A 26,845-nucleotide genomic window follows, 5' to 3' on the forward strand; every position below is an offset into this window, starting at 1 on the left:
CCACGGCCCGGTTCGGGAGCCGCATCGGCGCGCGGGGGGGTCAACACACCGCCCCGCGCGCTCGCGCGTGTCCGCACGTGCGTACGGCGTGGGGCGCGTGTGGCGATTTTCCAGCGCGCAAAGCCTATTGGTGGCAGTCTGCTGAGCAGTAGATACGCAGAGCTACGCCCGCTATGCAGCCAAGCAGCCGGAGGTGCAGTTTCCCGTGGCGTCGAACGTCAACCCCACCGTCAGGCGACGCAGATTGGGCCAGGAGTTGCGCCGGCTGCGTGAGCTCAAGGGCATGACGGCGGAGGAGGTGGCGGAGCGCCTGCTCGTCTCGCAGTCGAAGATCAGCCGCCTGGAGAACGGTCGCCGGTCCATCAGCCAGCGCGATGTCCGTGACTTGTGCGGGGTGTACGAGGTCGAGGACCACCGTATCGTCGATTCGCTCATGCAGATGGCGAAGGACTCGCGCCAGCAGGGCTGGTGGCACGCGTTCGGCGACATCCCGTACAGCGTCTACATCGGCCTGGAGACCGACGCGGCCTCGCTGCGGGTGTACGAGCCCCAGGTGGTGCCGGGGCTGCTCCAGACCCGGCAGTACGCGGAGGCGCTGATCGCCGGCGCGCTGCCGGAGTCGTCGACGGCCGACATCGAGAAGCGGGTCAACGTCCGCGCGCGGCGCCAGGAACGCATCCGGGACGCGGAAACGCCCCTGCGGCTGTGGGCGGTGATCGACGAGTCGGCGCTGCGCCGGGTGGTCGGCGACCGGCAGCTGATGATCGAGCAGTTGGAGCACCTGGTCGAGCAGTCCCACCTGCCGCACGTCACCGTGCAGGTGCTGCCGTTCGACATGGGCGCGCACCCCGGCATCAGCGGCCACTACGCGATCCTGGAGTTCCCGGACGCCTCCGACTCCTCGGTCGTCTACATCGAGGGGGTCACCAGTGACCTGTACCTGGAGAAGGCGAACGACGTGCAGCGGTACAGCGTGATGTACGAGCACCTGCGGGCCCAGGCGCTGAACGTGGAGCAGACGCGGCAGTTCATCGGCGAGGTCATCAAGGACTACACGGACGCGACGCGGTGACGTGGCGACCTGATGAGGCGGTGACGCGACCTTCGTTACGTCCTTAGGCGTAAGACCGTTTCGCCCGCGATGGTGCGGATTCTCCCGGCCCGCCGGGGAAGAAGCCGGTACGGTACACCCCGGTCGACCTCCAGCGGAAGACCCGCATGGAATATGCCATCCAGTCGAGTGAACGCCCGCCCCGCGCGGAGATCCCGACGAGTAGCGTCGATCACGCCAGCCCGCAGGTCGGGCCGGTGCGAGTCACTGCTGTCACTGTCGAGAACCGGAGCGGAAGAAGATGGCAATCATTCAGGGCGCCACGGACACCTGGACCAAGTCCTCGTATTCCGGCGGGAACGGCGCGTGCGTCGAGGTCAAGTCCCCCGTCGTCGCGTCGATCGCGGTTCGGGACTCGAAGGTCCCCGCCGGCCCGTCGATCACCTTCGTCCCCGAGACGTGGAACGCGTTCGTGCGCGAAGTGAGCACGGGAGTCCTCTGAGCCTTCCCACGCGTCACCGATGAGCCCTCTCGACTGGTCCGCCGTCCCGGCCGAGGGGGCTCGGTCATGTGCTGCCGCACCCCCTGCCCGCCGCGGGGCAACGACCCGGAGGACGTGAGGCGCGGCGCCCGCCCGGAAGTACCGCGGATGTCCCGCACGGCAGGGAGCCGGGGGCCGAGTGCGGGGGTGAGCGGGCCGTGCCGGGAGGGCGCGGCCGGCCGGGCGCGGCCATGGGGTGGCCTGTCGCCGCCCGGGCAACGCGGGTGTGCCGATGGGGTGGTGCCCCTCCCTTCGCCGACCGCACGGGACCCGCGTCCCGTGCGGTCGCTGTGTCGTGTGGTGTGGCGTACGGACCTGACGAAGCGCCTGATCATCGTGTGGCCGCCCTCACGGGCACGACAACGGGCCAGAAGGTCAAGAAAGAGTAAAAACGTTCGATGTTCTGATCTGCGTTCATATCCGTGATCAGTCGAACCCTTGACCGGCCGCCCGAACTGGCGGTTCAATCCCCGAAGTCCCCGCTCCCGCACGGGGGCGCCGCTGACCGGACGTACTGACGACGCGCTTCGACGTTCACAAGGCGGACCCCTGGAGGGGGCACATGAACAGTCTCGACTGGGCCGTGCTCATCGGCTACTTCGGCGTGATGGTCGCGATCGGCGTCTGGTCGCACAAACGCGTCGACAACGTCAGCGACTTCTTCACCGCCGGCGGCAAGATGCCGTGGTGGCTGTCGGGCATCTCCCACCACATGTCCGGCTACAGCGCGGTGATGTTCACCGGGTACGCGGGCATCGCCTACACGTACGGCGTCACCTCCTACGTCACCTGGTCCTTCCCCATAGCCATCGGCATCGCCATCGGCGCCCACCTCTTCGCGCCCCGGCTCAACCGCCTGCGCTCGCGCCTCCACGTGGCCTCACCGCTGGAGTACCTGAAGAACCGCTACAACCTGCCCACCCAGCAGGCGCTCGCCTGGTCCGGCGTACTGCTGAAGATCGTCGACGTCGGCGCGAAGTGGGCCGCCATCGCCACCCTGCTGTCCGTGTTCACCGGAATCTCGCTCAACCAGGGCATCCTCATCACCGGTGTCATCACCGGCATCTACTGCACCGTCGGTGGACTGTGGGCCGACGCCCTGACCGAACTCGGCCAGTTCATCATCCAGTTGTTCGCCGGCGTCGCGATGCTCGTCGCCGTCATGGCGAAGCTCGGCGGCTTCAGCGCGCTGTGGACCGTGTGGGACCGGCCCGAGCTCCAGGGGCACACCGAGCCGACCGCCGGCCCGTACACGGTGACCTTCCTCCTCGCGTACCTCTTCATCAAGACCTTCGAGTACAGCGGCGGCATGTGGAACCAGGCGCAGCGGTACATGGCCACGCCCACCGCCCGGGAGGCCACCCGCTCCGGCCGGCTGTCGGCCGTGCTGTGGTTCGTCTGGCCGCTGGTGCTGTTCTTCCCGATGTGGTGCGCCCCGCTGCTGGTGAAGCCCGAGAAGCCGGACGCCTCCGACTCCTACGCGCTGATGACCGAACAACTGCTGCCGCACGGCCTGCTGGGCCTGGTCATCGTCGGGTTCTTCTCCCACACCATGGCCATGTGCTCCTCCGACGCCAACGCCATCGCCGCCGTCTTCACCCGTGACATCGCGCCCGCGATGAGCAGGTCGGCGCGCGGCTGGTCGCACCGGGCCGGGCTGCTGGCCGCCCGCTGGTCCACCGTCGCCTTCCTCGCCCTGTCCATGGCGATCGCCACGCAGGTCAACTCGCCCGCGTTCAAGGACATCATCACCATCGTCATCAAGTGGGTGGCCGGTCTGATGGGCCCCATCGCCATCCCGTTCATGCTGGGCCTGCTGCGGTCGTTCCGCAGGTCCGGGCCGACGGCGGCGCTGGTCTCGTGGGCGGCCGGTCTGTTCGCGTTCTGGCTGACGAACTACGGACTCGACGGCATCGAGCTGCAGATCCAGATCGTCTCGCCGCTGGCGACCTCGCTGATCCTGTTCGTCGTCATCGGCTTCATCAAGCCGGAGGACACCCCGGAACGGGACGCCGTGCTGGACAAGCTGCACTCCGACGACGGCAGCCCGGCGGCGGCCCCCGTGCGTCAGCCCCTCGGGTAGCGGGCCAGCCAGCCCGGCGCGGAGGCGGCCGGGCTGTGCAGGGCCGGGCCCTGCGTCATCTCCATGGCGAAGTCGTCCGCCAGTTCCAGGATCGTGGGCCGCCCTTCCAGCTCGGCCAGCCAGGCCGGCGGCAGGGCGGTCTCGCCGTGCAGCGCGCCGAGCAGGGCGCCGGTGAGGGTGCCGGTGGTCTCCGACGGGCCGTCGTGGTTCACGGCGAGGCGCAGCCCGTGCCGGACGTCCTCGCCGACGAGCGCGCAGTAGACCGCGATGGCCAGCGCGTCCTCGGCGTGCTCCCCGTCGGTGTCCCCGAGCGAGGCGATCCTGGCCGGACCGGGTATGCCCTGGCGTACGGCGCCCAGGGCGTGCTTCAACGCCTCGCTGACCGGCTCGTGGCCGGGGCGGGCGGCCAGCAGCGCCAGCGCCCGCTGCACCGAGCCGTCGACGGGCTCGCCGCGGGCCAGGCCGTGGACGACGACGGCGAAGGCACCGGCCGACAGGTAGGCCGTGGGGTGACCATGGGTCTGCACCGCGCATTCCACGGCCAGTTGGCACACCAGTTGCGGCTCCCAGCCGACGAGCAGCCCGAAGGGCGCGGACCGCACCAGGGCGCCGGCGTCCCGGGCGGTGGGGTTCTTCGGTCGGTCGAGGGTGCCGAGGATGTCGTCGCCCAGCCCGATGAGGGTGGCGTGCGCGGGGCCGCGGCGGGCGTACAGCCACTCCTCGCAGGCCAGCCAGCCGTTGTCCTTGCGGCGCTCGTCCGGACCCCAGTCGCGCTGGGTCGCGGCCCATCGCAGATGGGCGCGGTGCACGTCGGTGGGCGGGTGCCAGGCGCCGGTGTCGCGGCGCACCTGGGCGCGTATCAGGCCGTCCACGGTGAACAGCGACAGCTGGGTCGCGGACGTCACGGCCCCGCGCCGCCCGTACGCGGGCGCCAGGTCGGCCAGCCCGTCGGGGCCGTGCGCGGCCCGGATCGCCTCGACGGACAGGGTGGAGACCCCCGCTCCGAGGGCGTCCCCGATCGCGGCGCCCAGGAGGCAGCCGCGCACCCGGGCACGGAAGTCCTGCTGCTCGGCCCGGCCCCAGACAGCCGCGGCTGCTGCACTCACCTCGCGTCCCTCCCCTCGCCCGTCGTCGTACGTCCGGCGCGCAGCACTGTAATCGAAGGGAACGAGGCGCTCCGGGCCCGGAGTGTTATAGGTACGGACGCCCGTCAGGTGGGGTTTTGCTCGCTGTTCGGCACCGGTTCCTGGTTGTTCCCGGCGACGGCGGTGGCGTCGGCGGAGGCGGTGGTGATGCGCTCGCGCTGTGCGGCGGCCCAGGCGTACTCCGGGTCCAGCGCCAGCGCCCGGTCGAGGTCCGCCAGCGCCTCCTCCGGATCGCCCAGCGCCTCGTGGGCGAGCGCGCGGCTGCCGAGCGCCCAGACGTAGCCGGGATCGAGGGTTAGGGCCCTGGTGTACGCGGCCACCGCCTCCGCGTGGCGCCCCGCCGCCCGCAACGCCTCGCCGCGCTCGCCGATCACCCACGGGTCCCCCGGGGCGAGGGCATGCGCGCGGTCCAGGTCGCGCAGCGCGCCGGCCGTGTCGCCCAGCGCACGGCGGACCTGGGCCCTGCGCACCAGGCTCCAGCGGTGGTCCGGGTCCAGGCTCAGGGCGATGTCCAGGTCCGCCAGCGCCTCCGCCGGCCGGCCCAGGGCGCGCTGGACCTGGGCGCGGCTCGCCCGTGGCCACACCCATGCCGGGTCGAGCGCGACCACCCGGTCCAGGTCCGCGAGGGCCTCGGCGTGCCGGCCCAGCCTGCGGTAGGTCTCGCCCCGGTGCGCGAGGGGGCGGGTCGCGCACCGGGCCACCGCCACGGCCCGGTCGTGGTCGGCGAGCGCCCGGTCGGCGTTGCCCAGCGCGAGGTGGACCAGGGCCCGCCCGGTGTACGCCCGGGCGAACGCGCGGAGCCCGATCGACCGGTCGAAGTCGGCGAGCGCCTCGGCGTACCGCCGCGCGTCGTGCAGCGCCCGTTCCCGGGAGGCCAGGGCGTAGGCGCGGTCCTCGGGGCCGGCCCGGGCGACCAGGAGGTCCAGGACGCCGACGACCGACCGGGCCGGGTCGTCCAGCGCCTCCAGGCAGGCCGTCCCGAAGCGCCGCACGGCCTCGTCGTCCGTGTCCTCGCCCGCCTCGGCGAGCGTCCGCGCCCAGCGGCGGGCCTGTACCGCGCCCTCGGCGCACGCCCCGATCCCCTCGTGCAGCGTGCCGTCGAGGGCCGTGCGCGGCCGGGCGCACAGCCGGTGGTAAAGCTCCTCCAGCCGCAGGGCGCGCCAGCTCTCGTGCTCCCACCGCTCGTACCGGGAGATGCCCCGCCCGGCGGTGTCGCCCCACTGCGCGTAGGCGTCGGCGAGCCGGCTGTGGGCCTCGTGCCAGCCCTGCGGGGAGCCGGTCCGCTGGAGGCGCAGCATGGGGGCGCGTACGACGTCGTGGTACTGGGCGTGGTCGTCGCGCTCGCCGACGAACGGCAGGGCGCGCAGCCAGGCGTACAGCTCCGCCGGGTCCGTGTCGTGTCCGGCGGCCACCGCGAACACGTCCTCGTTCAGCCGGCGCGGCAGCGCGCAGGCGAGGGCGGCGGCGCGGCGGGCCGGGTCGTCCTCCCACTTCAGGAACCGGTCCACGGCCGTGGCGCCCGCGGTGTTCGGTTCGCCGGGATGCTGGGCCAGGGTGGAGACCAGCACCGGGAGCCCGCCGGACAGGCGCAGTACGTCCTGGACGACCGGCTCGTCCACGACGCCCTTCGCCGTCAGCAGGCGCCGTGTCTCGGGTTCGGTGAACGGTTCGAGCGGCAGGTCCTGGACGGCGTGGGACCACTCCGCCCAGCAGGCCGGGTCCAGGCGGTCGCGCCCGGCCAGGGTGAGGACGACGTTCCCGGGCAGCGGACCGTGGCGCTCGCCCGCGATCAGGTCGCGCAGCCAGGTGTCGAGGACCGGTGCGGTGCGTTCGTAGGTGTCGAAGAAGAGCGCGATCCACGGGACGCTGTCGGCCACCCGGTCCAGTTCGGCGACCAGCAGCGGCCCGAGGACGGGTACGGGGTCGAGCGCCAGCCGGGCGTCGTCGGCGCCGCGTGCGCGGGAACGCGGGCCGAGGGTCGCCCGGAGCCGGTCGGCGCCCCGGGCCACGAGCGCCGGGTCGACGCCGCCGGCGAAGGCGCCGACGACCGGGAGCATGCCCGCTCCGATCAGCCCGGCCTGTGCGGCGGCCATGCTGCCGGGCGAGGGGGCGGACGCGCCGGATGAGGGGGCGGAGGTGCCCGGCGGCCCCTCGTCCGGGGCGGTGAGGGAGGCGAGTTCGGCCTCGTGGCGTGAGCGGTGGTAGGCGGCGAGCTGCCGGTCCAGCGCCTTGAGGGGGTGCCCCTGCCGGTCCAGGCAGGCGCTGATCGCCGCCATCACGGCGGGGACGTCGTGCGCGGTCTCGTCGGCGTACGCGGTCAGCGCGCCCCGCTCGCGTGCCGCGTCCTCCAGCCGCCGGACCAGCGTGGTCTTGCCGACCCCCGCCATGCCGCGCACATGGAAGACGAACCGGTGCCGGGCGTCCTCGGGTGGGAGGGCGAAGTTGCCGGTGAAGAGGGACAGTTCGCGTCCCCGTCCGACGAACCCGGCCCGCTGGTGCTGCTGGAGCAGTTGCGACATCGACGGTCTGGATCGGGAGCCCCTGGCCATGGGGTCAGTCTCGCAAAGTTCACTCCAGTACGGGCAGGAGTTCGGGGAGGTGCCCGTCCGATGCCGCCGCCGCCCGCTGCCGCTCCTCGGGGACCTCGCCGTACAGGGTGGTACGGGGGCGGGCCGGGCGGCCGGCGGCCTCGGCGATGGCGACGAGGTCCCTGACCGAGCGGTACGAGCCGTAACCGGAGCCCGCCATGCGGGAGATGGTCTCCTCCATGAGCGTGCCGCCCAGGTCGTTGGCGCCGGAGCGGAGCATCTCGGCGGCGCCCTCGGTGCCGAGCTTCACCCAGCTGGTCTGGATGTTGGGGATGTGCGGGTGGAGCAGGACGCGGGCCATGGCGGTGACGGCCCGGTTGTCGCGGGTGGTGGGGCCGGGGCGGGCGATGCCGGCGAGGTAGACGGGGGCGTTGGTGTGGATGAAGGGCAGCGTGACGAACTCGGTGAAGCCCCCGGTCTCCTTCTGGATCTCCGCGAGCGTGCGGAAGTGGCCGAGCCAGTGCCGGGGCTGGTCGACGTGGCCGTACATCATCGTCGAGGAGGAGCGGATGCCCAGCTCGTGGGCGGTCCGCACCACCTCGATCCAGGTGGCCGCCGGCAGCTTGCCCTTGGTGAGGACCCAGCGCACCTCGTCGTCGAGGATCTCGGCGGCGGTGCCGGGGAGCGAGTCCAGGCCGGCCTCCCTGGCGGCCGTCAGCCACTCGCGGATCGACAGGCCCGTGCGCGTCGCGCCGTTGACGACCTCCATCGGCGAGAAGGCGTGCACGTGCATGCCGGGGACGCGGGTCTTCACGGCGCGGGCGATGTCGAAGTACGCCGTGCCCGGCAGGTCCGGGTGGATGCCGCCCTGCATGCACACCTCGACCGCGCCGAGGTCCCACGCCTGCTGGGCGCGGTCGGCGACCTGGTCCAGGGACAGGGTGTAGGCGTCGGCGTCGGTGCGGCGCTGGGCGAAGGCGCAGAACCGGCAGCCGGTGTAGCAGACGTTGGTGAAGTTGATGTTGCGGGTGACGATGTACGTCACGTCGTCGCCGACCGCGTCCCGGCGGATGTCGTCGGCGATCCGGCACAGCGCGTCCAGCGCCGGCCCGTCGGCGTGCAGCAGGGCGAGGGCCTGGTCGTCGGTGAGCCGGGTGGGGTCGCCGGCGGCGACCGTGAGGGCCTCGCGTACGTCGGTGTCGATGCGCTGCGGCACCATGCCGGGTGCGGCGGCCTCCCGCAGTGCCTCCCAGTCGCCGTACACCTCGTCGAAGTCGTCACGCCGGTCGGCGGTGCGGCCGGTGGTGTCGATGGTGCGGTGCAGGTCGGTGCGGCCCGTGGCGGTGAAGCCCTCGTCGGGCTCCTGCCACGGCAGGCCGCGCACCTCGGCGTCCGGGTTCGCGAGCCCGGTGGCGGGGTCGGCGAGCGCGCGGACGTGCGGCAGCAGGCGCGGGTCGAGCCAGGGTTCGCCGCGCGTCACGAACTCGGGGTAGACGCACAGGCGTTCACGCAGCTCGAACCCGGCCTCCGCGGACCGCTCGGCGAGGGTGTCGATCGCCGGCCAGGGGCGCTCGGGGTTGACGTGGTCGATGGTGACCGGTGACACCCCGCCCCAGTCGTCGATACCCGCGCCGATGAGCCGCCCGTACTCCTCGTCCACCAGGTTCGGCGGGGCCTGGAGGCAGGCGGAGGGGCCCATGATGTGCCGGGCGACGGCGACGGTGGCGACCAGGTCGTCCAGATCGGCGTCCGGCATGCCGCGCATCGCCGTGCCCGGCTTGGCGCGGAAGTTCTGGATGATCAGCTCCTGGATGCCGTGGTAGGCCCGCGCCACGCGGCGCAGTGCGAACAGCGACTCCGCCCGCTCCTCGTACGTCTCGCCGATCCCGATGAGCAGCCCGCTGGTGAACGGCACCGACGAGCGGCCCGCGTCCTCCAGCACCCGCAGCCGCACGGCCGGTTCCTTGTCGGGCGAGCCGTGGTGCGGGCCGCCGGGCTCGGACCACAGGCGGGTCGCCGTGGTCTCCAGCATCATCCCCATGGACGGGGCGACGGGCTTGAGCCGCTGGAAGTCGGTCCACGACAGCACGCCGGGGTTGAGGTGGGGCAGCAGCCCGGTCTCCTCCAGGATGCGGATCGCCATGGCGCGTACGTACGCGAGCGTGTCGTCGTAGCCGTGCGCGTCCAGCCACTCCCGCGCCTCGGGCCAGCGGTCCTCGGGCTTGTCGCCCAGGGTGATCAGGGCTTCCTTGCAGCCGAGCGCGGCGCCCCGGCGCGCGATGTCCAGCACCTCGTCGGGCGACATGAACATCCCGTGCCCGGCGCGCCGCAGCTTGCCGGGCACGGTGACGAAGGTGCAGTAGTGGCACGTGTCCCGGCACAGCCGGGTGAGGGGCACGAACACGCTCTTCGAGTACGTGATGACCCCGGGCCGCCCCGCCGCCGCCAGCCCGGCGTCCCGCACCCGGCCGGCCGACGCGGCCAGGTCCTCCAGGTCCGCGCCCCGCGCCCGGAGCAGCACGGCGGCCTCGGCAACGTCCAGCGCCACTCCGTCCCTGGCCCGCTTCAGGGCGCGTCGCATGGCGTTGGCGGTGGGGCGTCCGGGCTGGTCGTCGGTCATGGCCCCGAGCATACGAGTGCGGGGTGGCTATACGTACCGCGCGTACTCGTCCAGCGTGCGCAGCACCTCGGCCTCCCCGGACGGCGGGAGTTGGACGACGGTCTCCGTGATGCCGAGGTCGGCGAAGTGCGCGAGCTTCCCCTCCGAGGGGCGGACGGCGTACGGGACGACCTGGAGGGCGTCCGGGTCGCGGCCCGCCTTCTCCCACGTCTCGCGCAGCACCGGGAGCGCCTCGCCCAGGCCCCGGCCGCCGATGGGCAGCCAGCCGTCGGCGTACTCGGCGACGTGGGCGAAGAGCTTGGGGCCGGCCGCGCCGCCGATCAGTGTGCGGGGGGCGCCGCCGGCGGGTTTGGGGAAGGCGAGGGAGGCGCGTACGGAGGCGGTCGCGCCCTCGTACGCCGTGGGCTCGGCGGCCCACAGGGCACGCATCAGGGCCATCCGGTCGCGGGTGCGTTCGCGGCGGCTGGTCCAGGGCACTCCGTGGTCGGCGGCCTCCTCGCGGTTCCAGCCGTAGCCCACGCCGAGGGTGAAGCGGCCACCGGAGAGGTGGTCGAGGGTGGCGACCTGCTTGGCGAGGTCGATCGGGTCGTGCTGGGCGACGAGCGTGATGCCGGTGCCCAGCCCGAGCCGCTCCGTGACGGCCGCCGCCTGGCCGAGCGCGACGAAGGGGTCCAGGGTCCGGCCGTATTCGGGCGGCAGGTCGCCGCCCGCCGGGTAGGGGCTGGTGCGTTCGACGGGGATGTGGGTGTGCTCCGGCAGGTAGAGGCCCGCGAAGCCGCGCTGCTCCAGTTCACGCGCGAGCCGTACCGGGGTGATGGTCTGGTCCGTGAGGAAAATCGTCGTCGCGATGCGCATGACGGCCCAACGTATGGCGCCCGGCGCCGAATTCCGAGACCGTCGCCCTGGATTGGCGGGGAGTTCACCGGCCGCGAGGAGGGTGGGAGCCATGATGGGCAGACGGGGTTTCGTGGCGGGCGCGGCGGGCGCCTTCGCCGTGGGCGGCGGTGTGAGCTTCGCCGCCGGGCAGACCGAGCGGGTCCTGCGCGGCACCCTGCCGCCCGGTTCGCCCGACTACGTGTACCTGCCGGTCGAGGTGCCGGGCGGGGTGCGGGAGATCCGGGTGTCGTACGCGTACGAGCGGCCCGCCGTGCCGCCGGGCACGCAGGGCAACGCCCTGGACATCGGCGTGTTCGACGAGCGGGGCACCGAGTTGGGCGGGCGGGGGTTCCGGGGCTGGTCGGGCGGTGCCCGGACCGAGTTCTTCCTGCGCGCCGACGACGCCACGCCCGGGTACCTTCCGGGGCCGGTCCGCGCGGGCACCTGGCACATCGTGCTGGGTCCGTACACCGTCGCGCCCGCGGGCCTGGCGTACACGGTGACGGTCCGCCTCGCGTACGGCTCCGCCGGGCGGACCCCGCGCCCGGTGTACCCGCCGGAGCGGGCCGGCGGCCGGGGCCGGGCCTGGTACCGGGGCGACTGCCACCTGCACACGGTGTACTCCGACGGGCGGCGCACCCCCGCCGAGGTCGCGGCGGCCGCGCGCGCCGCGGGGCTGGACTTCATCAACACCTCGGAGCACAACACGCACGCGGCGCACGGGGCGTGGGACGGGCTGTGGGGCGAGGACCTGCTGATCCTTACCGGTGAGGAGGTCACGACCCGCAGCGGCCACGTCGTCGCGGTCGGCACCGATCCGGGGACGTTCGTCGACTGGCGCTACCGGGCCCGCGACAACCGGTTCGGGCACTTCGCCCGCGAGATCCGCCGGGCCGGCGGCCTGGTGGTGCCGGCCCACCCGCACGCCACGTGCGTCGGCTGCTCCTGGAAGTTCGGCTTCGGCGAGGCGGACGCGGTGGAGGTGTGGAACGGCCCGTACACCCCGGACGACGAGGTCGCGCTGGCCGGCTGGGACGGCACGCTCACGGGCCGGGGCCGCTGGGTCCCCGCGATGGGCGGCAGCGACGCGCACCGCGAGCCGCAGCGGGTGGGCGAGCCGCAGACGGTCGTCCTCGCCGAGGACCTGACCCGCGAGGCGGTCCTGGCGGGGCTGCGCGCGGGCCGGTCGTACGTCGCGGAGTCGGCGGCGGTGTCGCTGGCCTTCTCCGCGACGGGCGGACGCGGCGCCCGCGCGGGCATCGGCGAACGGCTTCCCGTCCCGCCCGGCGCCCCGGTGACGGTGCGCCTCGACGTGACGGGCGCCCCCGGCTGCACGGCGCACCTGGTCACGGACCAGGGTCTCCTGCACACGGCCCCGCTGCCCGCGGCGGGCACGGGTTCGGTGGAGTGGACGACGACGCCCGCGTACGCCGCCTACGTCCGGGCCGAGGTCCGCCACCCGCCCGCGGTGCCGGGACTGCCGGGGGCACTGGCGGCGTTCACCAACCCGGTGTTCCTGGGGGACGGGCGGGCGCGGGAACGCCCCGTCTGGGCCGGGTCCGCGGGGTGACGTCCCTCAGTCGTTGACGGCGGTGAGCAGGACGGCCGCGTCGGTCACCGCCGTCACGCCGTGCCGTTCGGGCGGCAGCAGGTACAGGGAGCCCATGCTCAGCTCGGTGTCGCCGGACTGGGCCGTCACCCGCACCACACCGCGCAGCACCTGGAGGGACGCGGCGGGCGGGGTGTTGTGCTCGTCGAGCGAGGTGCCGGCGGTGAGGGCGATGACGCTCTGCCGCAGCGGCGGGTCGCGCAGGATCAGGTTGGCGCTGCGGCCGTGCTCGTCGGCGTGGGCGTTGACGAGGTGTTCCTCGGCGATGGCGTTGAGGTCATACATACCGTCCACCTTGCCCCGCTGCCGGAACGTACGCATACGGAAGGGCGGGCACCGTGCCGTCCCACGGTGCCCGCCCTGCCGGCTCAGGTGTGCGTCAGTCCGCGACGATCAGCGAAGGGGTCTCCTTCTTGAGGACCTCGCCGCGGAAGAACGCCGGGCTGCGGCGCTGCATCACCAGCATGATCACGACGCCGAGGAGCAGCAGGCCGACGCCGATCACGAACACCGACCCCATGCCGAGGACGGAGGAGCCGGAGCCGTAGGCCGGGTCCCACATGTCGTACAGCGTCTTGGCGAAGACCGCGGTGAGCATCAGGCCGCCGAGGGCGGGCAGGACGCCCTTGAACAGCGCGTCCTTGGCGGAGTTCGTGAGCTCCCGGCGGAAGAACCACACGCAGGCGAAGGCGGTCAGCGCGTAGTAGAAGCAGATCATCAGGCCGAGCGCGTAGATGGTGTCGACCAGGACGTTCTCGCTGGCCAGCGTCATCACCGCGTAGAAGACACCGGTGGCGACACCCGCGACGACCGTGGCCAGGCCCGGCGTCTTGAACCTGGGGTGGACCTTGGTGAAGGAGTGCGGCAGGGCCTCGTAGGTCGACATCGCCAGGACCGTGCGCGCCACCGGGATGAAGGTGGTCTGGAGGCTCGCGGTGGCGGAGGCGAAGACGGCGACGAAGAGGGCGACGCCGAGGGCACTGCCCATCACCGGGCCGGCGAGGGCGGCGAAGACGTTGTCGGAGGTCTCGGGGTTGGCGAGCCCGAGGCCCTTGTCGCCGGAGCCGACGACCATCTGGGCGGCGATGCCGGTGGCCAGGTAGGAGCCGATGAGGACGATCATCGTGATGAGTGCGGCACGGCCGGGGGTCCTGGCGCTGCCGGTCGTCTCCTCGTTGGTCGCCATACAGGCGTCCCAGCCCCAGTAGATGAAGATCGCGAGGGAGAGGCCGGCGGTGAAGGCGGAGAAGGACTCCACGGCGAAGGGGTCCAGCCAGGACCAGGAGAACTCGGTGCCGGTGGGGAAGTCCGGGCTGCCGACCTTGGAGAAGGCCAGGGCCACGAAGACGCCCAGCACGATCAGCTGGAGGCCGACGAGCGTGTACTGGACGCTCTTGGTGGCCGTCATGCCGCGGTAGCTGATCGCGGTCGCGATGGCGATGAGGATGAGGGTGGTGAGGATGTGGACGCCCTTGTTGTCGTCCAGTGCGGCGATGTCCGGGTTGCCGCTGATCTCACCGGCCAGGAGCCAGAAGTAGGAGGTCGCGACACCCGCCAGGTTGGACAGGACGATGATCGTCGCGATGACGAGGCCCCAGCCGCACATCCAGCCGACCTTGGGGCCGAAGGCCTTGACCGTCCAGGTGAAGGAGGTGCCGCAGTCCGGCATGGCCTTGTTGAGCTCGCGGTACGCGAACGCCACCAGCAGCATGGGCAGGAACCCGGCCAGGAAGACGGCCGGCATCTGCAGGCCGACCTCTCCGGCGGTGGAGCCCAGCGTGGACGTCAGGCAGTAGGCGGGGGCGACGGTGGAGATGCCGATGACGGCACTGCCCACCAGCCCGACGGAGTTGCCGCCGAGTCCCTTGGTTCGTACGTCACCGGTGCCACCCGACATGGTGACGCCCCTTACCGTGTCTCCGGCCTGGGGCCGCGCTTCTACCTGAGTCATGCAGAGGACGTTAGGTGCTGCGGTTTCCACATCCGGAAGAAGGCACTCCGCGATCTTTTCCTTGCAATGCGGGGCGCGAGGCCGCCTTCCGGCAATGAATGAAAGATGGCCTGCGCCTCCGGCCGACCGATTGGTAGGCGAAAACCGTACCGTTCGATATGCGGGAACCGCAGGTGTGTCCGTTTTGCCGGTTTCTAAATTTTCCCGCGCTGTTTTCGGCCCGGCCACACACCCGCCCCCGGCGCGCCGTACGCGTACGGCGCGCGAGGCCCCGCACCCCGCCCCGCACCGGCCTTCCGGACCCCGTCGAGCGCGCCGGAGGACGCCGCCGCGGTACACCCGATCGGGTGCGCGCGGGCACCCGGCGGACCCGCACGACGCCCACCGCCCCGCCCCGGGACCCACGCCCGCGGCACCCCGGGCCGCCGCCCGGAGGCCGCGCCAGGGGCCGCACGGGTCGCGTCCGGAGCGCCCCGGCTCACCATTGCGGCCACGTCCGGCCGCCACCGCGCCGGGGTCAGCCGAGCAGCGCGTAGACCGTGGAGGCCCGGGCCGCGGGCTCCGTCGTCCCCTCCGCGGTCAGGGTGACCTCCGCGAACGCCATCCGCCGGCCCAGCTTGGTGATCCGCGCGTCCACCAGGACGTCCGCGCCGGTCACCGCCCGCATGAAGCTGGTCGACTGCTGCACGGTGGTCATGGGCACGAACGCCCCGCGCGCCGAGGACACCGCGATCACCGTGGCGGTGTCTGCCGCAGCCATCAGGGCCTGCCCCGACAGCCCGCCCCCTTCACGCGCCAGCCGCCCGTCCCACGGCAGGCGCAGGACGGCGTGCGCCTCACCCGCCTCCACGACGGACAGCCCGAGCTCCAGCACCCAGGGCGCGAAGTTGTCGGCGAGGATCTTGTCGGCTTCGGCGATCGTGAGAGTCATGCCGGGATGCTGCCGCCGCGGCGCGCCGCCGAAACCGGGCGAGTGGCCCGTCAGCCCAGCTCGAACCCGAGCGCCGTGGCGATGACCGCCGCCTGCTCCGGGTCGATCCGGGCGCCCGCCGGCTCCACCGTCAGGGGGTCCAGCGAGGACAGGTCACTGCCCCGGAGGTCCGCGCCCTTCAGCCTGGCACCGTGGAAGGCCGCACCGGACAGGTCGCACCGGGCGAGGGTCGCGCCCTCCAGGCGGGCGCCGGTCAGGTCGGCCTCCCGGAGCCGCACGCCGTCGAAGTCGGCCTTCCGCAGGTCGGCGCCCCGCAGGCCGGCGAACGACCAGTCGCCGCCGGACACCTCCAGAAGCCCGAACGTCGACTGCTCGAAGCGGCTGCCGACGACCTTGCACTGCTCGAAGCGCGCGTCGAAGAAGCCGCACTTGCGGAAGGAGCAGTTGGTGAACGCCGCGCCCGAGTGGCGCGAGGCGTTGAACCGCACCCCCGAGAAAGTGCACTCGTCGAAGACCGCTCCCCCGTTCACGACCTCCGTCCAGTCCGTGTCGTAGAAGGTGCAGCCCGTGTACGTCGTACCGGGGCCCAGCTCCCTGGCGTACCAGTCCTCACCGCGGACGACGAGATCGCGTTCCTTCACCATGCGGTCCATTGAACCGGCCGCCACCGACAACGGGGCCCGGGAACGGCCGGCCGCGGGAGGAGAGGTGGCGCCCCACGCCGGTACGGACGCCCTCGCCGTTCATCGCCGGAGCTCCACTGACGATCCGTCAGAGGGCCCTGTCGGGGGAGAGTGTCACGACCTTGTGCAGAGCGTCACCCACTGCTGACGCAAACGCCGTCGACAAGGCAGACTGTCGAGGGCGGAACCAGCGGGGTACGGGCAGGGGGAGCTATGGACCGTGAAGACGGGCCACGAGTGCCGGAGCAGCGCGCTCCGCGGCCGGGTCCCGCCGCGGGCGGCGACGCCGGTGCGCGCGGCCTGCGCCGCGGCCCGCACGGCGAGCACGACGGCCCGCGCGGCGACCTGGGCGGCGACCCGCGGGACGGGCACGCCGAGCTGCGGTTCGCCGTGCTCGGTCCGGTGCGCGCCTGGCGCGACGGCGCGGCCCTGCCGTCCGGCTCCCCGCAGCAGCGGGCCCTGCTGGCCGCACTGCTGCTGCGCGACGGGCGCACGGCGACGGCCGCCGAGCTGATCGACGCCATCTGGGGCGACGAGCCGCCCTCGCAGGCCCTCGCGGCGGTACGGACGTACGCCTCCCGGCTGCGCAAGGTCCTCCCACCGGGCGTGCTCGTCAGCGAGTCGGGCGGGTACGCGATCCGCGGCCGCTCCGACGCCCTCGACCTGAACGTCGCGCAGGAGCTGGCCGCCGGGGCGGAGAAGGCGCGGGTGGGCGGCGACCGGGCGCAGGCCCGGGTGCTGATCGACAAGTCGCTCGGCCTGTGGGACGGCGAACCCCTCGCGTCCGTACCCGGCCCCTACGCCGAGACGCAGCGCGCCCGCCTGGAGGAGTGGCGGCTCCAGCTGCTGGAGACCCGGCTCGACCTGGACCTGGAGTGCGGGCACCACGCGGAGGCGGTGTCCGAGCTGACGGCCCTCACCGCGGCGCACCCGCTGCGCGAGCGGCTGCGGGAGCTGCTGATGCTGGCGCTGTACCGCAGCGGGCGGCAGGCGGAGGCGCTCGCCGTGTACGCCGACACGCGCCGGCTCCTCGCCGACGAGCTGGGCGTCGACCCGCGCCCCGAGCTGGCCCGGCTCCAGCAGCGCATCCTGCGGGCCGACGCGGAGCTGGCCCGCCCGGTGGAAACCCCCTCCCCCGCCCCGGCCGTCTCGCGCCCGGCCCAGTTGCCGGCCACGGTGCCGGACTTCACCGGCCGGGCGGCGTTCGTACGGGAGTTGAGCGACCGGCTGGTGACCGCGGAGGGCTCGGTGATGGCCGTGTCCGCGCTGGCGGGCATCGGCGGGGTCGGCAAGACGACGCTCGCGGTGCACGTCGCCCACGCGGCCCGCCCGCGCTTCCCGGACGGGCAGCTGTACGTGGACCTCCAGGGCGCGGGGGCGCGGGCGGCGGAGCCCGAGACCGTGCTGGGCGCCTTCCTCCGGGCGCTGGGCATCCAGGACTCGGCCGTCCCCGACACCCTCGACGAGCGGGCCGCGCTGTACCGGTCGACGCTCGCCGGGCGGCGGGTGCTGGTCCTGCTGGACAACGCGCGGGACGCCGCCCAGGTGAGGCCGCTGCTGCCGGGTACGGAGGGGTGCGCCGCGCTGGTCACCAGCCGGGTCCGGATGGTCGACCTGGCGGGCGCGCACCTGGTGGACCTGGACGTGATGTCCCCCGAGGAGGCCCTTCAGCTCTTCACCAAGATCGTGGGCGCCGAGCGGGTGCGGGCGGAGCGGGAGGCGGCGCTGGACGTGGTCGCCGCGTGCGGTTTCCTCCCGCTGGCCATCCGTATCGCCGCGTCCCGCCTGGCGGCGCGCCGCACATGGACGGTCACCGTGCTCGCGGCCAAGCTGGCCGACGAACGCCGCCGCCTGGACGAGCTCCAGGCGGGCGACCTCGCCGTCAAGGCCACCTTCGAGCTCGGGTACGGCCAACTGGAGCCGGCCCAGGCCCGCGCGTTCCGCCTCCTGGGCCTCGCCGACGGCCCCGACATCTCCCTCGCGGCGGCGGCGGCCGTCCTGGACCTCCCGCTCCACGAGGCGGAGGACCTCCTGGAGTCCCTGGTCGACACGTCCCTCCTGGAGTCGGCCGCGCCGGGCCGCTACCGCTACCACGACCTGGTCCGCCTCTACGCGCGTGCATGCGCCGACCGCGACGAACAGCCGCCCACGGAGCGCCTGTCGGCCCTCTCCCGGCTGCTGGACTTCTACCTGGCGACGGCGGCCCGGGTCTACGCGATCGAGCGCCCGGGCGACCGCCTGGTCGACCACCTGGAACCGACCACCTACGCCGGCCTCACGTTCACCGACCGCCACGCGGCCCTCGACTGGCTCTACACGGAAGCCAACTGCCTCCTGGCCTGCGCCCGCCAGTCCACGGCGGGCCCGCGTCTGCGCCGGGCGGTGGACCTGCTGTGGGCGGCGAAGGACCTCGCGGAGTCGGGCGCCAACTCCAAGCAGTACGAAGCGGCCGCGGTGGCCGCCCGCGAGGCGGCCCGCGCCGCCGGCGACCTCCATGCCGAGGCCCGTGCCCGTACGGCCCTCACCAACGTGCACCTGGTGGCGGGCCGTTACGACGAGGCCGACGAGGAGGCGCGCAGCGCACGGGCGCTGGCCGTCGAGGTGGGCGACACGGCACCGGTGTACTGGGCGGACAACGACCGGGGCATCATCGCCGCCATCCGGGGCCGGCACCAGGACGCCGAGGAGCACCTCGCCTCGGCGGTGGAGGGGTCCCGCGCGGACGGGAACCTGCCCGGCGCCGCGAGCGCCCTGTGCAACCTCTCCCGGCTGCACCTGCTCACCGGTCGTACGGCGACGGCCATCGAGCTGGCGCGGCAGGGCATCGAGATCTACGACCGCATGGATCTCGCGCTGCGGCTCGCCAACGGCCGGTACGCGCTGGGGGTCGCGCTCACCCACGCCAACCGCAACGCGGAGGCGCTCAAGGAGCTGTTCGAAGCGCTGCGCATCTTCGCCAAGAACCGGCAGCGGCTCTGGGAGGGCGCCACGCACTTCCGGCTGGCGGAGGCGCAGCTGAAGTCCCGGCGCCCGGCGCACGCCGCCCAGCACGCGGAGCAGGCCCTGGCGATGGGCTGCATCGGCGGTGACCGCATGCGCGGCAACTCCCTGACCGTGCTCGGCAAGGCGCTCGACGCGCTCGGCCAGAGCGACCGCGCTCGGGCCTGCTGGCAGGAGGCGCTCGCGCTCTACCAGGAGTCGGACGTGTCCGAGGTCGCCGAGGTGCGGTCCTTGCTGGCCCCGTCGGCAGCCGCCTGAGCTGCGGTGGCGCCGGCGTTCAGCGTTTGTTTATGCCGGTCCGGCAGTCTCTTACCCATCGGTCCGTCGCGTCGGGGGGCAGACGGATCGCGGGATCACCACCGCTAGGGTGAGCGGTCCTGAAGCGCCCGTTCGGAAATCCTCGGGGGAGTGGCCGAGCGGGCGCATTTCCATCACCGCACCGCGCAAGGACAACGGGGAGATGACCATGAGCGACGCGATCAAGAGCGAAGAGATCATCACGATGGGCGACAACCACATGCCGGCCCCGCCGAAGGACGGCGCCCTCGTGACGATGGGGGACAACCACATGCCCGCCCCGCCCAAGGACGGCGCCCTCGTCACCATGGGGGACAACCACATGCCCGCCCCGCCCAAGGACGGCGCCCTCGTCACCATGGGGGACAACCACATGCCCGCCCCGCCCAAGGACGGCGAGTTCACGACGATGGGCGACAACCACATGCCGGCCCCGCCCGCCGGTTCCTGATCCGTACGTCCCGACGGGGTGCGGCCGCGGCGGCGCGGAGGGGGAGCCGTCGCGGCCGCGACATGCCCGGCACACCTTTCGAGTGGAGAGACGGAATGACTCGCACCACGCGCCTGCTGGCGGTCGCGCTGATCGCCACGGCGGTCGCCGCGGGCGCCGCGACGATCGCGGCGGCGGCCGGTCGCGCCGACACGGCACCGGCCCATGCCCCGGCGGCCCACGGGAGCATGACGACCCTGGGCGACAACCACCTGCCGGCGCCCCCGCAGGGCTGAATGTGCACAGGGCACCGGACCGTCGCGGTCCGGTGCCCTTCGTGCCGGTGGGCGCGGCGCGCCCCGGGCGGGCAGCGCAGAGGGAGGTCTTCGTCGCCGTGTCGACGACGCATTCCTTGTACTCGCTGCCGTTGCGCGCCCGCCGTGTGGCGAGCCTCCCCCGGGCGGCGTAGCGTCGTGATCGAAAGCCGCATCCCTTGGGAGGCCGGGCATGATTCGCAATGTCATCGGCTCGATCCTCGCTCTCGTCGGAGCGGCGGCCGCCGTCTTTAGCCCCTTCCGTGCCTGGTACGACGGCCGTCACGGGCGTGATTACCGCATCGCCGACCTGTTCGGCGGCATCACCGGCGCGGGCGCCGGCCTATGGACCTCGATCCTGCTGCCGTTCGCGTTCGCCGCGCTGGTGACGCTGGTGGGACTGGTGCTGCGGTCGCGGGTCCTGGTCGCCCTCGCCGGGCTGATCGTGCTGGGTTTCACCATCCTGTGGATGGTCCGCCAGGGTCAGGAGGCCGGCGGTCTGAGCGTCGAGTCCGACGGCTCGGGCCTCGGCCAGGGCGTCGCGCTGGCGGCGGCCGGCGGGGTCCTGCTGCTGCTGGGCGCCGCGCTGATGGCCGGGCGGCGACCGGCGCGCGAGCCCCGTGAACCGGGCGGGCACGGCCGGCTGCGCGGGCGCGGACGGCGCGACCGCCTGGCAGGTGAGCCCGGGCACCACGAGGAGCCGTACACGGAGCCGCACGGCGAGGCGTACGGCGAGCCCGGCCGGGAGGCGTACGGGCAGCAGCGGCCGTACGCGGGCGACCCCCCGACGGCCGAGTACCCCCGCCACGACGAGCGGTACGACCAGCGCACCGGCGACCGGTACGGCGACCGCCCGGGCGGTCCGGACGACGGGCCGGGCGGGCCCGACCGGCCGCACGGGCCGCCCCGCTAGCGGCCGCTCCGGCCGGTCGCCGTGCCCTTGACCGCGTCCAGCGCGTAGACGCACCGGTCCTTGCTGCACGCGTAGACGACACCCGCCCGGGCGACCAGCGAGCCGGTGATCTCGCCGCCCGTGGTGAGCTTCCAGCGCAGCTGGCCGCCGCTGGCGTCGAGCGTGTACAGCACGTGGTCGGCCGAGCCGAAGTGCAGCCGGCCGTCCGCGACGACCGGGGCGCCGATGACCGGCCCGCCCGCCGGGAACCGCCACTTCGGGGTGCCGGTCACCGCGTCGAGCGTGTACACCGCGCTGCCGCTGCCGACGTGGACGTTGCCGTCCGCGACGAGCACCGGTTCGGTCGACTGGCGGGACTCGGTGGCGATGCGCCAGCGGTCCTTGCCGGTCGTGGCGTCGAGCGCGTACACCGTGCCCAGATAGTCGGCGAGGTACACCCCGCCCCCGGTGACCGCCGGGCCGGGGGCGAAGGCGGGCGGCGAGAGGAAGACCGCCGGGGCCTCGAAGTGCCAGCGGACGTGACCGGACATGATGTCGACGGACAGCACCCGGGTGCCGGCGGCCACGTACACGTAACCGTCCTCGGCGGGGGTGACCCGCACGGGGACCCCGCCGCAGGAGGCGGCGTCGCCGATCGGGTACGACCAGCGCTCGGTGCCCGTGCGGGCGTCCAGGGCGCGCAGCCGCGCGTCCTGCCACACGTACACCGTGTCGCCGTGGATCACCGGGCCGCCCTCGGGCGTCTCGAAGTCCGTCTGCGCGCCGCTGATCTCCCACAGCCGGGCGCCGTTGGCGGCCTCCCAGCCCTGTACGCCGCCGCCGCGCGTGCCGGTGACGACGGTGCCCCGGTCGACCCGGACGCAGTACACCCAGGCGTCGGTCCGCAGCCGCCACCGCTCGCTGCCGTCGAGGGCGTCGAGGGCGTAGAGCGACGGCCCGTCCGAGGCGTGGATGCGCCCGTCGGTCACCGCCATGGACCAGGCGACGTCCCGGGTCTTGAACTGGCGGCGGCCGGTGCCCACGTCGAGCGCGTGCACCTCGAAGGACGTGACGTACAGCAGGTCGCCGGCGACGACCGGGGTGCCCCACACGTCGTTGGACATCCGGAACCGCCACGGCCGCCAGTGCCCGGGGCCGGCGGGCTCCTGGGAGGGGGCGGGGACGGGCGGGCCCGCCGGCGGGGCGGGGTGGGCGGGGGCGGGGGCGGCCGGATCGGTGCCGGCGTGGCCGCCCGGGGGTCGGCGGATCCAGCCGGTGGTCGGACCGGCGTCCACCGCGAAGGCGGCACGGGTGTCGGCGACGCGCGGCCCGGGGCCGATCGGCAGCGGGGCGCCGGGCAGTCGTACGGGAGCGGCGGGCGCCGCCTGCCCGGTACGGGGGTCGCCGTTGCCGCCCCGGTGCGGGGCGTCCCATTCGCGGCCGTGCCGGGGGCCGGGCGGCGGCGCGGCCGGCGGAACCGGCGGCGGGGCGGTGGGCGGCGCGGGCAGCGGCGGCGGGGGGTTGGGGCGCCCGCCCCGGCGGGTCTCGATCATGGCGGTGGCCCGGGTCGGCAGCCATGCCGACGCCGTACCGCTGTCGTCGCTCCCGGAGAACAGGTGCGGCGCCAGTTGGGCCTGGAGGTCGGCGGGCGAGGGCCGCAGGCCGGCCTCCATCTGCATGCACGACTCGATCAGGGGCCGCAGCTCGTCCGGCAGCCCCTCCAGGTCCGGGCCCTCGCGCAGCAGCATGAAGACCGTCTCGACCGGGTTGGCCCCGTGGTAGGGGGCGTGTCCGGTGGCCGCGAAGACCAGGGTGGAGCCGAGCGAGAAGACGTCGCTCGCGCCGGTGACACTGCGGGAGTCCTTCGCCTGTTCGGGTGACATGTAAGCGGGCGTTCCCACGGCGACGTTGGTCATCGTCAGCCGGGTGTTGGAGACGCCGGACGCGATGCCGAAGTCGATGACGCGCGGCCCGTCCTCCACGACGAGCACGTTCGACGGCTTGAGGTCGCGGTGGACCAGGCCGGCGCCGTGGATGGACTGGAGGGCCTCGGCGATCCCGGCCGCCAGCCAGCGCACCGCCTGGGCCGGGAGCGGCCCGCACTCATTCACTATCTCCTCGAGCGAGGGGGCCGGGACGTACGCGGTCGCCAGCCACGGCACCGCCGCCCGGGGGTCGGCGTCCACGACGGCCGCCGTGTAGAAGCCGGACACGGCCCGTGCGGCCTCCACCTCGCGCGTGAAGCGGACGCGGAACAGCTGGTCCTCGGCGAGCTCGGTCCGTACCGTCTTGATCGCCACGCGCCGCCCCGACGCCGATCGCGCGAGATAGACCAGGCCCATGCCTCCGGCACCGAGCCGGCCCAGCACCTCGAACGGGCCGATCCGTCTCGGGTCGTGCTGCGTCAGCTGTTCCACTTGCCTGCCACCTCCCCGTCAGGGCCATGAGAGTACGGCCCCGTGCCCCCTGATTCTTCCTGTCCGGGGCGGTGGTTGCGAACCCGGGGGCGGATCGGGGTGTCTCACCCCGATCCGGACACCCCTGTGAGACTTTTCAGGCGGCTCTCGGCTCCGCCAGGACGGCGAAGACGGCGCCCTGATCGTCGGCGATCAGGGCGATCCGCCCGTACGGAGTGTCGAACGGTTCCTCGGTGACCCGGCCGCCCAGGCCGGTGGCGAGGGCGGCGGTGTCGTCGCAGTCCTCGACCGCGAAGTAGACGAGGAAGTGGGCGGGCATCTCCGCGGGGAAGGCGTCGGTGATCACGCTCCGGCCGCCGATGGCGGTCTCGTCGCTCGCCCGCGTACCGGCGGGCGACCAGACCCTGAAGTCGATCGAGGCGTCGTCGAGGTCGCGCACCTGGAAGCCGAAGACGGTCTCGTAGAAGGAGTCCACGGCGTCCTTCTGCCGGGTGTAGACCTCGGTCCAGCAGAAGGAGCACGGTTCGCCCTGCTTCTCGAAGCCGTTGTGCCCGCCGGCCTCCCAGAGGCCGAAGACGGCGCCGCCGGGGTCGACGGCCTGGGCCATGGTGCCGAAGGAGTCGATGGGCATGGGGTCCATCACCATCTGGCCGCCCGCCTCCCGGATCCTTCGGGTCGTGGCGACGGCGTCGGGGGTGGCGAAGTAGACGCCCCAGACGGTGGGCATGCGGCCGTCCCGCTTGGGCGCCAGACCGGCGACGCGCTTCCCGTCGCTGAAGGCGTTGGTGTAACTGCCGTACGCCGGGTCGCCGTCCTCGAAGGTCCAGCCGAAGAGCTCACCGTAGAAACGCTTGCCGGCTTCGAGGTCGGGGAGCATCGCATCCGCCCAGCACGGCGTGCCCTCTGTGAATGCGGACATGGGCCTGTCCCTTTCCGTGTACGGGCGGCGCGTGTGGTGCCCGTCATGGTCACGCTAGTGGCGCCGGGCGCCCCGCGCAGGGAAAAGAATCGAACAAACGAGCGACAGTAGGCCCGCGGGGCCGGTGCCCGCCCGCAAGCCGGTGCGTTGTCCACCGAAGTTTTCCACAGGCTGTTAATAAGCCTATCGGGGTGACGCGGGCTCCGAAGATGGCCGAAAAGCGCCGCATGGAGACCTCCGCCGGGTGCGCGCCGGAAACCGGGGCCCGATCCACTGCCCACAAGGTCAGGGCACCTGCGGAGGGCGGGACGGAGGCCCGCGCGGAGGGCCGTCACCCCATTTGCAGTCGGCCGAATCGCGCGCCGATCACCCCTCGGTAAGCTGACGACATGACAGGACAAGTACGCACCGTCGACGGCCGCGTGGCCGGTCGGCGCGGACAGGCGACGCGGCAGAAGCTGCTCGACTGCCTCAGCGAGATGCTCAGCTCCTCGCCGTACCGGGACGTCAAAGTCATCGACGTGGCCCGGAAGGCGGGCACTTCCCCGGCGACGTTCTACCAGTACTTCCCGGACGTCGAGGGCGCGGTCCTCGAAATCGCGGAAGAAATGGCCAAGGAGGGCGCCGGGTTGACGGAACTCGTCTCCGGCCGCACCTGGGTCGGCAAGGCGGCCTGGCAGACCTCGGAGGAACTGGTCGAGGGCTTCCTCGACTTCTGGCGCAAGCACGACGCCATCCTCCGCGTGATCGACCTGGGTGCCGCCGAGGGCGACAAGCGGTTCTACAAGATCCGCATGAAGATCCTCAACTCGGTGACCAGCTCCCTCACGGACGCGGTCAAGGATCTCCAGTCCAAGAACAAGGTCGACAAGAACGTCAACCCGGCGGCGATGGCCGGCTCCCTGGTCGCCATGCTGGCGGCGGTCGCCTCGCACCAGAAGGGTTTCCAGACCTGGGGCGTCAAACCGGCTGAACTCCGGCCGAACCTGGCACTGTTGGTCCATCTGGGCATCACCGGAAAGAAGCCGTCGAAGTAACGCCGCACCCGTCCACGTCCTGTCGCGCCGATGGCGGTCCATCTCGTCGACCGCCATCGGCGTTCCCGTTCCCGGCGCCATCCCCGGGGCGCGCCCGGCGCACGCCGGGCCAATACGGGCCGCATCGCGCGTCCCGGCCCGTACCAGGCACGCGCGCGCGGACCCGGAGGCGGATGATGGCCCGATGACCGGCTTCCACGAAACCCTGCGCGCCCTGCGCGTCTGGGACACCGAACTGCCCACGTTCGACCCGGACTCCGCGCCCGTCGATCCCCTGCCCCTCTTCCACGAGTGGTTCACTTCCGCCGCGCGGGCCGGGCAGACCGAGCCGCACGCCATGTCACTGGCCACCGTCGACGCCGACGGGCGGCCCGATGTGCGGACGCTGATGCTGCACGACGCCGACGAGCGGGGCTGGCACTTCGCGTCGCACGCCACGAGCACCAAGGGCCGCCAGCTCGCCGCCGATCCGCGCGCGGCGCTCCACTTCTACTGGCCGGTCCAGGGCCGCCAGGTGCGGCTGCGCGGCCGGGTCTCGTCGGGCACGCCGGAGGAGTCGTACGCCGACCTGCACGCCCGCTCGACGGGTGCGCTGGCCGCCGCGCTGGTGGGGCGGCAGAGCGAGGTGCTGCCCTCTCTGGACGAGCTGGAGCGGGCGAGCACCGCGGCCTGGCGGCGCGCCGAGGCGGAACCGGACGCGGACGTCGACACCTGGACCCTGTACGTGCTCGAACCGGACGAGGCCGAGTTCTTCCAGGGCGACGCCCGCCGCCGGCACGTCCGGCTCCGGTACCGCCGCACCCCCGAGGGCCGCTGGGACCGCGAACTGCTCTGGCCCTAGTAGTACTTCGTTAGGTTGAGTCGGGTGGGTGGGGGTGTGTGGGTGTTGGGGTGGGGAGGTCGCGGTGGCAGGTGGGGCATGCGCCGGTCCAGCACAGCAGCAAGTCCTGCAGGGAAGCGAGGATTTGGTAGAAGGTCAGGCCGGCGCTTGGGCTTTTGGGTCCAGGCGGCGGAGGGTGAGGAAGGCGTGGGCGGCGGTGACGAGGGTGACGTGGTGGTGCCAGCCGCGCCAGGTGCGGCCTTCGAAGTGGTCCAGGCCCAGGCCGTGCTTGAGTTCGCGGTAGTCGTGTTCGATCCGCCAGCGGATCTTCGCCATGCGGACCAGGTGCCGCAGTGCGGTGCCGGCGGGCAGGCTGGTCAGCCAGTAGCCGGTGGGCTCGTCCTGGTGCGGCGGCCATTGGGCGATCAGTGTCTCGGACGGCAGGACGCCGTCCCACCCGGCGCTTCCGCCGGCCGCCTCCCGGGCCGCTTTCGCTGCCGCGGCACCGGCCGGGCGGACCTGAAGGACCATGAACCGGCTGGTCATCGTGCCTTTGCTGCCCTGGCGCCAGGTACAGCGCCGCAAGGCGCGCCGCCCGGCAGTCAGGGCCAGGTCTTTCAGGGAACGGGCCGGCTCGCGGTAGCGCGGCAGAGGCGGGGCTCCTCTCCTGCCCTCCCGCCCCGGCGCGGTGGGCACCGCCT

Annotated in this window: 21 protein-coding genes; 10 read left to right on the top strand and 11 right to left on the bottom strand. The window is 73.2% G+C overall.

Annotated features, from left to right (window positions below; genetic code table 11):
* Positions 1–205 precede the first annotated feature (205 nt).
* The 3 genes from AC07DW_RS23665 (at position 206) to AC07DW_RS23675 (ending at position 3,675) form a co-directional block, all read left to right on the top strand.
* Complete coding sequence (locus AC07DW_RS23665) at positions 206–1,072, top strand: helix-turn-helix domain-containing protein (RefSeq protein WP_478859666.1); 867 nt, start codon at positions 206–208, stop codon at positions 1,070–1,072.
* A 280-nt stretch (positions 1,073–1,352) separates the two neighbouring features.
* Entirely contained in the window at positions 1,353–1,553 is a 201-nt protein-coding gene (locus AC07DW_RS23670) for a DUF397 domain-containing protein (protein ID WP_478859667.1), read from the top strand.
* A 601-nt stretch (positions 1,554–2,154) separates the two neighbouring features.
* A complete protein-coding gene (locus AC07DW_RS23675) occupies positions 2,155–3,675 on the top strand; it encodes a sodium:solute symporter family protein (protein WP_478859668.1) in 1,521 nt (506 codons plus the stop codon).
* On the opposite strand, the gene AC07DW_RS23680 is transcribed toward AC07DW_RS23675, so the two are convergent.
* The 4 genes from AC07DW_RS23680 to AC07DW_RS23695 all read right to left on the bottom strand — a co-directional run bounded on the left by AC07DW_RS23680 (position 3,660) and on the right by AC07DW_RS23695 (position 10,823).
* Positions 3,660–4,781 (bottom strand): ADP-ribosylglycohydrolase family protein, encoded by a 1,122-nt coding sequence (locus AC07DW_RS23680; RefSeq protein ID WP_478859669.1) that lies wholly within the window; start codon positions 4,779–4,781, stop codon positions 3,660–3,662. The two genes, AC07DW_RS23675 and AC07DW_RS23680, sit on opposite strands and share 16 nt — an antisense overlap.
* Positions 4,782–4,885: 104 nt before the next feature.
* Positions 4,886–7,339 (bottom strand): tetratricopeptide repeat protein, encoded by a 2,454-nt coding sequence (locus tag AC07DW_RS23685; protein ID WP_478859670.1) that lies wholly within the window; start codon positions 7,337–7,339, stop codon positions 4,886–4,888.
* A gap of 49 nt (positions 7,340–7,388) precedes the next feature.
* Positions 7,389–9,968, bottom strand: a complete 2,580-nt coding sequence (locus AC07DW_RS23690) for a bifunctional FO biosynthesis protein CofGH (RefSeq protein ID WP_478859671.1) — start codon at positions 9,966–9,968, stop codon at positions 7,389–7,391.
* Between the two features lie 27 nt (positions 9,969–9,995).
* Positions 9,996–10,823, bottom strand: a complete 828-nt coding sequence (locus AC07DW_RS23695) for an LLM class F420-dependent oxidoreductase (protein WP_478859672.1) — start codon at positions 10,821–10,823, stop codon at positions 9,996–9,998.
* 91 nt (positions 10,824–10,914) lie between these two features.
* On the opposite strand from AC07DW_RS23695, the gene AC07DW_RS23700 reads away from it, so the two are divergent.
* A complete protein-coding gene (locus AC07DW_RS23700; protein WP_478859673.1) occupies positions 10,915–12,414 on the top strand; it encodes a CehA/McbA family metallohydrolase in 1,500 nt (499 codons plus the stop codon).
* A 6-nt stretch (positions 12,415–12,420) separates the two neighbouring features.
* Here the strand turns inward: AC07DW_RS23700 and AC07DW_RS23705 are convergent, their stop codons facing one another.
* From AC07DW_RS23705 to AC07DW_RS23720, 4 genes are all read right to left on the bottom strand, one after another.
* Positions 12,421–12,738 (bottom strand): cupin domain-containing protein, encoded by a 318-nt coding sequence (locus tag AC07DW_RS23705; RefSeq protein WP_189550361.1) that lies wholly within the window; start codon positions 12,736–12,738, stop codon positions 12,421–12,423.
* Positions 12,739–12,832: 94 nt separating this feature from the next.
* Complete coding sequence (locus AC07DW_RS23710) at positions 12,833–14,404, bottom strand: APC family permease (protein WP_478859674.1); 1,572 nt, start codon at positions 14,402–14,404, stop codon at positions 12,833–12,835.
* Positions 14,405–14,921: 517 nt separating this feature from the next.
* Positions 14,922–15,335 (bottom strand): PaaI family thioesterase, encoded by a 414-nt coding sequence (locus AC07DW_RS23715; protein WP_478859675.1) that lies wholly within the window; start codon positions 15,333–15,335, stop codon positions 14,922–14,924.
* A gap of 50 nt (positions 15,336–15,385) precedes the next feature.
* Positions 15,386–15,979 carry a pentapeptide repeat-containing protein gene (locus tag AC07DW_RS23720; protein WP_478859676.1) on the bottom strand — a complete coding sequence of 198 codons (594 nt, stop codon included), beginning with the start codon at positions 15,977–15,979 and terminating at the stop codon, positions 15,386–15,388.
* A gap of 252 nt (positions 15,980–16,231) precedes the next feature.
* Here AC07DW_RS23720 and afsR point away from each other — a divergent pair, with 252 nt between their 5' ends.
* From afsR to AC07DW_RS23740, 4 genes are all read left to right on the top strand, one after another.
* Complete coding sequence (gene afsR, locus AC07DW_RS23725; RefSeq protein ID WP_478859677.1) at positions 16,232–19,276, top strand: SARP-family global regulator AfsR; 3,045 nt, start codon at positions 16,232–16,234, stop codon at positions 19,274–19,276.
* A gap of 208 nt (positions 19,277–19,484) precedes the next feature.
* Entirely contained in the window at positions 19,485–19,766 is a 282-nt protein-coding gene (locus AC07DW_RS23730; RefSeq protein WP_478859678.1) for a hypothetical protein, read from the top strand.
* Positions 19,767–19,861: 95 nt separating this feature from the next.
* Positions 19,862–20,041, top strand: a complete 180-nt coding sequence (locus AC07DW_RS23735; protein ID WP_478859679.1) for a hypothetical protein — start codon at positions 19,862–19,864, stop codon at positions 20,039–20,041.
* A gap of 211 nt (positions 20,042–20,252) precedes the next feature.
* Positions 20,253–20,972, top strand: coding sequence for a hypothetical protein (locus AC07DW_RS23740; RefSeq protein ID WP_478859680.1), 720 nt, complete (start codon positions 20,253–20,255; stop codon positions 20,970–20,972).
* On the opposite strand, the gene afsK is transcribed toward AC07DW_RS23740, so the two are convergent.
* Both afsK and kbpA read right to left on the bottom strand, forming a co-directional pair.
* Positions 20,969–23,368, bottom strand: a complete 2,400-nt coding sequence (gene afsK, locus AC07DW_RS23745) for a protein serine/threonine kinase AfsK (RefSeq protein WP_478859681.1) — start codon at positions 23,366–23,368, stop codon at positions 20,969–20,971. The two genes, AC07DW_RS23740 and afsK, sit on opposite strands and share 4 nt — an antisense overlap.
* 136 nt (positions 23,369–23,504) lie before the next feature.
* Entirely contained in the window at positions 23,505–24,287 is a 783-nt protein-coding gene (kbpA, locus tag AC07DW_RS23750) for an AfsK-binding protein KbpA (protein WP_478859682.1), read from the bottom strand.
* Between the two features lie 389 nt (positions 24,288–24,676).
* Here kbpA and AC07DW_RS23755 point away from each other — a divergent pair, with 389 nt between their 5' ends.
* Positions 24,677–25,324: a TetR family transcriptional regulator gene (locus tag AC07DW_RS23755; protein WP_478859683.1), complete on the top strand. Its 648-nt coding sequence runs from the start codon at positions 24,677–24,679 to the stop codon at positions 25,322–25,324.
* A gap of 184 nt (positions 25,325–25,508) precedes the next feature.
* Entirely contained in the window at positions 25,509–26,165 is a 657-nt protein-coding gene (locus tag AC07DW_RS23760; protein WP_478859684.1) for a pyridoxine/pyridoxamine 5'-phosphate oxidase, read from the top strand.
* A 135-nt stretch (positions 26,166–26,300) separates the two neighbouring features.
* Here AC07DW_RS23760 and AC07DW_RS23765 read toward each other — a convergent pair.
* On the bottom strand, positions 26,301–26,845 hold a 545-nt coding region (locus tag AC07DW_RS23765), incomplete at its 5' end, for a transposase (protein ID WP_478859685.1).

Source organism: Streptomyces sp. NPDC045701 (assembly GCF_056432045.1).